Consider the following 232-nt stretch of genomic DNA (forward strand, 5'->3'; position numbering starts at 1 on the left):
GAATTGAACGATGAGGATCTAAACCTCCTGTCTCACGCGAAACGCGCGACCCTCGTCGGCTATCTGCCGCAATCCTTGCCGGGAACGACCTCCCTTGTTGCTTACGAGGCCGTCATGGCAGCATGCAGAGCTGTTCAGCCCAATTTCCGGGAGGCCAGGGTCGAGGATGCGATCGAAAGCACGTTTGACGATCTGGGAATACGGCATCTCGCTCTCGAGCGTATGAGCCATT

General features: G+C 56.9%; 1 protein-coding gene. It reads left to right on the forward strand.

Features of this window, described 5'->3' with window-relative positions:
* On the forward strand, nucleotides 1-232 hold a 232-nt coding region (locus tag ACPYOG_RS20995; RefSeq protein ID WP_481295974.1), incomplete at both ends, for a hypothetical protein.

Source organism: Leifsonia sp. HAY1-4F (assembly GCF_056755275.1).